Annotated in this window: 6 protein-coding genes; 3 read left to right on the top strand and 3 right to left on the bottom strand. The window is 71.8% G+C overall.

Annotation, left to right across the window (positions count from 1 at the left end; genetic code table 11):
- A partial coding sequence (locus AE652_RS32400) for an NlpC/P60 family protein (RefSeq protein ID WP_049658088.1) occupies positions 1–1,296 on the bottom strand: 1,296 nt, incomplete at its 3' end.
- A gap of 336 nt (positions 1,297–1,632) precedes the next feature.
- Between AE652_RS32400 and AE652_RS32395 the strand changes: the two genes are divergently transcribed.
- Both AE652_RS32395 and AE652_RS32390 read left to right on the top strand, forming a co-directional pair.
- The gene (locus tag AE652_RS32395; RefSeq protein WP_049658086.1) at positions 1,633–2,811 is read left to right on the top strand and encodes an inorganic phosphate transporter; all 1,179 of its coding nucleotides are present in this window, start codon (positions 1,633–1,635) and stop codon (positions 2,809–2,811) included.
- A 26-nt stretch (positions 2,812–2,837) separates the two neighbouring features.
- Positions 2,838–3,092 (top strand): hypothetical protein, encoded by a 255-nt coding sequence (locus tag AE652_RS32390; protein WP_049658085.1) that lies wholly within the window; start codon positions 2,838–2,840, stop codon positions 3,090–3,092.
- A gap of 96 nt (positions 3,093–3,188) precedes the next feature.
- Here AE652_RS32390 and AE652_RS32385 read toward each other — a convergent pair whose 3' ends face one another.
- Complete coding sequence (locus AE652_RS32385) at positions 3,189–4,742, bottom strand: MDR family MFS transporter (protein ID WP_049658083.1); 1,554 nt, start codon at positions 4,740–4,742, stop codon at positions 3,189–3,191.
- Positions 4,743–4,895: 153 nt separating this feature from the next.
- Complete coding sequence (locus AE652_RS32380) at positions 4,896–5,345, bottom strand: MarR family winged helix-turn-helix transcriptional regulator (RefSeq protein WP_234348623.1); 450 nt, start codon at positions 5,343–5,345, stop codon at positions 4,896–4,898.
- Positions 5,346–5,471: 126 nt separating this feature from the next.
- Here AE652_RS32380 and AE652_RS32375 point away from each other — a divergent pair, with 126 nt between their 5' ends.
- A complete protein-coding gene (locus tag AE652_RS32375) occupies positions 5,472–6,512 on the top strand; it encodes an ABC transporter permease (protein ID WP_053112383.1) in 1,041 nt (346 codons plus the stop codon).
- Positions 6,513–6,587 lie beyond the last annotated feature (75 nt).

The following is a 6,587-nucleotide window of genomic DNA, read 5'->3' as shown; positions in this document are numbered from 1 at the left end:
CGGCGTGCCCGGGTCGGTCGGCGTGCCCGGCCCGGCCGGCGGCGTCACCGTGCCGCCCGTGGCCGGCGGGGCCGGCACCTGGTTGGCCGGGCTCGGCGCGATCGGCGTCACGGAGTCCCAGTTCGCCGGGAGGTCGGGCACCTTCCAGGCGCCGCCGGCCTCGTCCGCCGCACCGGTCGGGTCCGGACGGACGGCGCCGAGGATCGGCATCGAGCCGATCGGCGAGATCTTGATGAACGCCCCGGGCCGCGGCGCCTGCACGATCAGCCCGCCACCGATGTACATCCCGATGTGCGAGGCGTCCTGGAAGTACACCACCAGGTCGCCGGGCCGCAGCTGGTTGAGCGCCACGTGCGGCAGCTGCGCCCACTGCTCCTGGCTGGTGCGCGGGATCGGCCGGCCGGCGTGCAGCCAGGCCTGCGAGGTGAGGCCCGAGCAGTCGTAGGCGTCCGGGCCGGTGCCGCCCCACAGGTACGGCTTGCCCACCTGCGCCAGCGCGAAGGCGATCGCCCCGCGACCCTGCTGGGAGGGCGTGCGCTCGCCCTTGCCGAGCGCCCCGGAGGCGAGGAACGCGAGCTGCGCCTCGTCCGCCTTGGCCTTCTCCAGCTGCTCCAGCTCGGCCCGCTGGGCGCCGGTCAGGGTGGCGACCGTCTGCTCGACGGCGGCCAGGTCGGAGGCGGCCTTGGCCTTGGCCGCGTCCTGCTGGGCGACCAGCGCCTGGGAGGTCTTCAGCGCCTCCTCGGTCTGCTTCTTCAGCCCGTCCAGCGCGTCCCGGTCGCTCTTCAGCTTGTCCAGGAACTCCGACTGCGAGCGGCTGGCCGAGGCGAGCAGCTCGGCGATGACGACCGCCTCGTACGGGTCCTTGGAGAGCAGCAGCTCGGCGTAGGCCGAGGCGGACCCGTTGCGGTACTGCGCGGCGGCGAGCTGGGAGGCGATGTCGGTGCCGGCGTCGACCTGCTTCTGCTGGCGGTCCTGCCGGCCCTGGAGGTCGGTGAGCGAGGTCTGCTGCTCCGCCGCCTTGGCGACGGCGCCGTTGTACTGCTCGGTGGCGGCCTCGGCGCTCTGGTACAGCGCGTGCAGCCGGTCGAGCAGCGGGCCGAGGGTGGCCTTGGCGTCGGCGAGCGGGTCCGCGCCGGCGACGACCTGCCCGGCCCCCGGGTCGGGTGCGGCCCAGGCGGCCGCCGCGCCGACCGGCAGCGCGAGCGCCGCGGCCGCGAGGACGGCTCCGCAGCGCAGTGCCGCCCGTACCCAGGGCCGTACGCGTGCCGTCTCCGCTCTCTGTCCCGCCCCGCCCATGGCTGGTCCTCCCCGCCGCGCACTGCCCCTGTCCCGGCTTCCCGGATCCCGCAGATCCTCCCACGGGTTACTCACCGGAAACAGGGCGCATGCGGACTGGGAGGTTAATTCTCGATTGACCTGTGAGACAGCTCTCAGCAAACCGGGTCGAACCGGCGCGTTCTTCGCTAATGTCCAGTTCAGCGCGCCGTATGTCACCCCGACGAAACCCAGTGGTCACTGCGAGTCAACCATTGGAACCACGATTCCCGACCCAGTTCACCTTCCGTTTACCAAGCAGACCTACGGTCGCGACGTCACCAACGTCCGTGCGACAACTACGACGATTGTTTGGGTATGGAACACATCTCGTTCCTGGTAGCCGTTGTGATCATCACGGCGCTCGCCTTCGACTTCACCAACGGGTTCCACGACACCGCCAACGCGGCCGCCACCGCGATCGCGACCGGGGCCCTTCGTCCGAAGGTCGCGGTCACCATCGCGGCCCTGCTCAACTTCGCGGGCGCGTTCCTGTCCGTGAAGGTCGCCACCACCATCTCCGGCGGCATCGTCAACGAGAAGGCCGGCGTCCATCCCGAGATCATCTTCGCCGCCCTGGCCGGCGCGATCCTCTGGAACCTGCTGACCTGGCTGCGCGGCCTGCCGTCCAGCTCCTCGCACGCCCTGTACGGCGGCCTGATCGGCGCCACGATCGTCGGCGTCGGCACGAGCGGCGTCAACTTCGACACCGTGGTCACCAAGATCCTCATCCCGGCCGTCGCGTCCCCCTTCGTCGCCGGACTGGCCTCCTGGGGCGCCACCAAGCTGGCCTACGCGATCACCCGCAAGGGCAACACCGCGACCACCGAGAAGGGCTTCAAGACCGGCCAGGTCTTCTCCTCCTCGCTGATCTCGCTCGCGCACGGCACCAACGACGCCCAGAAGACGATGGGCATCATCACCCTGACCCTGGTCTCGGTCGGCGCCCTGCCGCACGGCGCGCTGCCCCCCACCTGGGTGATCGTCTCCGCCGGCGCGGCGATCGCGCTCGGCACCTACATGGGCGGCTGGCGGATCATCCGCTCGATGGGCAAGGGCCTGGCGGACATCCGCCCGCCGCAGGGCTTCGCCTCCGAGTCGGCCGCCGCGACCGTCATCCTGACCTCCTCGCACATGGGCTTCGGCCTCTCCACCACCCAGGTCTGCTCCGGCGGCATCATGGGCGCCGGCCTCGGCGGCCCGAAGGGCGAGCTGCGCTGGAGCCTGGTCCGCCGCATGGTCTACACCTGGGGCCTGACCCTGCCGGCCGCCGCGGTGGTCTCCGGCGGCGCCGCCCTGCTGGCCGAGCAGGGCAGCTGGGGCGTCGCCCTGGTCGGTGCCGTGCTGGTGGCCGGCGCGGCCGCGATGTGGGTGATCTCCCGCCGCCAGCCGGTCGGCGCGGACAACGTCAACGACGTCGACGTCACCCCGGTCGAGGTCGCACCGGCCGGTACCGCGAACACCCCCACCCCCGCCTCGACCACCGTCGCGGCCTGAGCGCCACCGGCTGAGGAGCACTCACCATGCACATCAAGTGGAACGCCCTGGCCCAGACCGCCGGTCTCAGCTTCGGCATCACCGTCGCCGTGGTCGCCGTCTTCGCGCTCGGCATCCTGGCGCTGTCCCGCCGCGAGGCCGCGGTGAGCGCCGCCGGTACGGGCGAGGGCACCGCCGGGGCCGCGGGCGGCGGCCGGCTGGCCCTGGCCGGCGCGTACGTCTGCTTCGCCCTGTGCGGCGGGGTCGTCCTCTACGGGCTGTCCCTGATCGCCGGCCACTAGCCACACGCGCCACGCACGACGGAACGGGCCGGGGAGTGTCTCCACACTCCCCGGCCCGTTCGCGCATCCCTGCCCGCGGTCAGTCCCGCCGGCCGGTCAGCCCTCCTGGGTGGTCCTCAGCACGGTCTCCCGGATGAAGAGGACGGTGACGAAGGCCAGCGCCGCGAACGGGGCGGCCCACAGGAAGACGGTGCCGACGCCGTGGCCGAACGCGTCCGTCACCAGCGGCACGATCGGGGCCGGCAGCTTGGCCAGGTCCGGGATGCCGCCGCCGGTCGCCGCGGGCGAGGCCGGGACGTGCGCCGCGGCCAGGTTCTCGGCCAGGTAGTGGCCGACCTTGTTGGTCATCAGCGCGCCGAGCGCGGAGACGCCCATCGCGCCGCCCATGGTGCGGAAGAAGGTGACCACCGAGCTGGCCGCGCCGAGCTCGTGCCGGGGCACCGTGTTCTGCACCGCGAGCACCAGGTTCTGGCTGGTCAGGCCGAGGCCGACGCCGGTGATCGCCATGTAGAGGGAGAGCAGCGCGTAGTTCGTGTCGGCCCGGGCGGTGCCCAGCAGGCCGAAGCCGATGGCGAGCAGCGCGGTGCCGGAGACCAGGTAGGCCTTCCACTTGCCGTACTTGGTGATCAGCCGGCCGGCCACCGCGGAGGAGACCGCCAGGCCGAGGATCATCGGCAGGGTCATCAGGCCGGCCATGGTCGGGGACTTGGCGCGGGCCAGCTGGAAGTACTGGCTGAGGAAGGTGGTCGCGCCGTACATCCCGACGCCGACCAGCACGCTGGCGATGGCGGCCAGGGTGACGGTGCGGTACTTGAAGAGGCTCGGCGGGATGATCGGCTCGGCGGCGCGGCGCTCGATCACGACGGCCAGGACGCCCAGCACCAGGCCGCCGCCGACCATGGCCGCGGTCTGCCAGGACAGCCAGGCGTAGTTCTTGCCGGCCAGGGTGATCCAGATCATCAGCAGGCTGACCGAGGCGGTGATGACCAGCGCGCCCAGGTAGTCGATCTTCGCCTTGCGCTTGACCAGCGGCAGCTTGAGGGTGCGCTGCACCACCAGGATCGCGACCAGCGCGAACGGGATGCCGACGTAGAAGCACCAGCGCCAGCCCAGCCAGGAGGTGTCCACGATGACGCCGCCGATCAGCGGCCCGCCGATGGTGGCGAGCGCGAAGACCGCGCCGAAGTAGCCGCTGTACCGGCCGCGCTCGCGCGGCGGGACCATCGCGGCCAGGCAGATCTGGCCGAGCGCCACGACACCGCCGGCGCCGACGCCCTGGAGCGCGCGGCAGGCGATCAGCTCGCCGGTGTTCTGCGAGAGGCCGGCCAGCGCCGAGGTGCCGATGTAGATCAGCAGGGCGATCTGGAGCAGCAGCTTCTTGCTGACGAGGTCGGAGAGCTTGCCCCAGATCGGGGTGGAGGCGGTGAGGGTGAGCAGGGCCGCGGTGATCACCCAGGTGTACGCGGACTGGCCGCCGTGCAGGTCGGCCAGGATGTGCGGCAGGGCGTTGGAGACGACGGTCGAGGAGAGCACGGCCACGAACAGGCCGAGCAGCAGGCCGGAGAGCGCCTCCATCACCTGCCGGTGCGTCATCTGGGGACTGTCGGCCGCGGCGGCGGTTCCGCTCGCGGCCTCGGTGGTCACGGTCATCTGGGTCCTTCGGCGGGCGGGCGGGATGCGCGGATCATGAAATTTCGTTGCCGTAAGCAACCATAAAACGAGATGGTTGAATAAGGCAACTTTCTTCAAGGGCAAGTAAAACCCGCAGCTACGGGCCCTGTCGCACCGCCGGGGACCGCCCGGTCAGTCGGCCGCCGACTCCCCCAGCACGTCGTTGAAGCGGTGCAGCAGCTCCGCGAAACGGGTCACGTCCTCCGGCGACCAGCCGCCCATCACCTCGCGCACCCGCCGCATCCGGACGCCCTGCGCGGCCAGGTAGCGCCGCCGCCCGTCCTCGGTGAGCGAGACCAGCGCGGCCCGGCGGTCCAGCGGGTCCGTCTCCCGGGCCACCAGGCCCAGCTCCTCCAGCGTCCGGACCTGCCGGCTCACCGTCGCCTTGCCGACCGAGAAGTGCGCGCCGACGTCGGTCACCCGCACCGGCCCGGCCTGCTCGATGTAGCCGAGCAGGCTGTACGCCATCCCCTCCAGCCCGGGGTGCACCCGCCGTGAGAGTTCCGCCACTCTGGCCCGGCCCCGTCGGAACATCAGCGCGACCTCGCGCTCCACCGCCACCAGGGATTCCTCGTCACTCACCGCGCCAGTATCGCGCAGCGACGCCGGCGGCGGCCCGGCGCGGCCGGTGCGACAAGCCAACTACTTCATGGTATGAAGTATCGGTTCTGGAAGTACCGTTTTTCCCCATTACACGAGGAGATGTGGATGGCAGCCCCGGGGCAGGGTTTCATCGCCGAACTGAAGAGCGCGGTCACCCCGCGCGCGGCACTGCTCGTGATCGGCGTGCTGCTGCTCCAGCTCGGCTTCATCACCTCCTACATCGGGGCACTGCACAAGCCCGCCCCGCAGAACCTCTCCATCGCGGTGGTCGCCCCGCCGCAGGTCGCCCCCAAGCTGGTCGGCGCGCTGGAGTCGGTGCCGAACGACGCCGTCCGCGCCAGCACCGCGCCGGACGCCGAGACGGCGACCCAGCTGATCAAGGACCAGAAGCTCTACGCCGCACTGGTCGTGGACCCGACCTCCACCCAGGACACCCTGCTGGTCGGCAGCGCCCGCGGCACCTCCGCCGCCAAGGCCGCCGAGTCCATCACCACCGCGATCGACCAGACCCAGGGCCGTACGGTCAAGGTCCACGACGTGGTGCCGCTCGCCAAGGGCGACACCAACGGCCTCTCCGCCTTCTACCTGGTGATCGGCTGGTGCGTCGGCGGCTACCTGGTCGCCTCGATCCTGGGCATCAGCGCGGGCTCCAAGCCGGCCAACACCCACCGCCTGCTGATCCGCCTCGGCGTCCTCGCGGTGTACTCGGTCGGCGCCGGCGTCCTCGGCACGGTGATCGCCGGGCCGGTGCTGGACGCCCTGCCGGGCTCGGTCCTCGGACTGAGCGCCATCGGCGCCCTGGTGGTGTTCACGGTCGGCGCGTTCACCATGGCGCTGCAGTGCCTGTTCGACATCCTCGGGATCGGCGTCGCGGTGCTGATCTTCGTGGTGCTCGGCAACCCGAGCGCGGGCGGGGTCTACCCGGCGCCGATGACGCCGCCGTTCTGGCGGGCGATCGGCTCCTGGATCCCCAACGGCGCCGGTACCACCGCCACCAAGTCGGTCGCCTACTTCGGCTCCACCAACCTGGGGCTGCCGATCCTGGTCATGGTGGTCTGGGCGCTGATCGGCATCGGCGTCGCCCTGCTGGCCGTGCTGCGCGGCCCGCGCTCCGGCGGCCGCGAACTGGCCGCCGCCGAGGGCTGAGCCCCGCACTCCTCCCGCTCGTCACCGAGCCCCCGGCCGCCACGGCCGGGGGCTCGGGCGCGTTCGCCGCCGGGG

The sequence above is a fragment of the Kitasatospora sp. MY 5-36 genome (genome assembly GCF_001182915.1).
In the GTDB taxonomy this organism is placed as follows: Bacteria; Actinomycetota; Actinomycetes; order Streptomycetales; family Streptomycetaceae; genus Kitasatospora.
This window is presented reverse-complemented; position numbering and strand designations above follow the sequence as displayed.

Coding starts and splice junctions, on each gene's coding strand:
- AE652_RS32395 (WP_049658086.1), top strand. CDS start 1,633: ATGGAACACATCTCGTTCCTGGTAGCCGTTGTGATCATCACGGCGCTC.
- AE652_RS32390 (WP_049658085.1), top strand. CDS start 2,838: ATGCACATCAAGTGGAACGCCCTGGCCCAGACCGCCGGTCTCAGCTTC.
- AE652_RS32385 (WP_049658083.1), bottom strand. CDS start 4,742: ATGACCGTGACCACCGAGGCCGCGAGCGGAACCGCCGCCGCGGCCGAC.
- AE652_RS32375 (WP_053112383.1), top strand. CDS start 5,472: ATGGCAGCCCCGGGGCAGGGTTTCATCGCCGAACTGAAGAGCGCGGTC.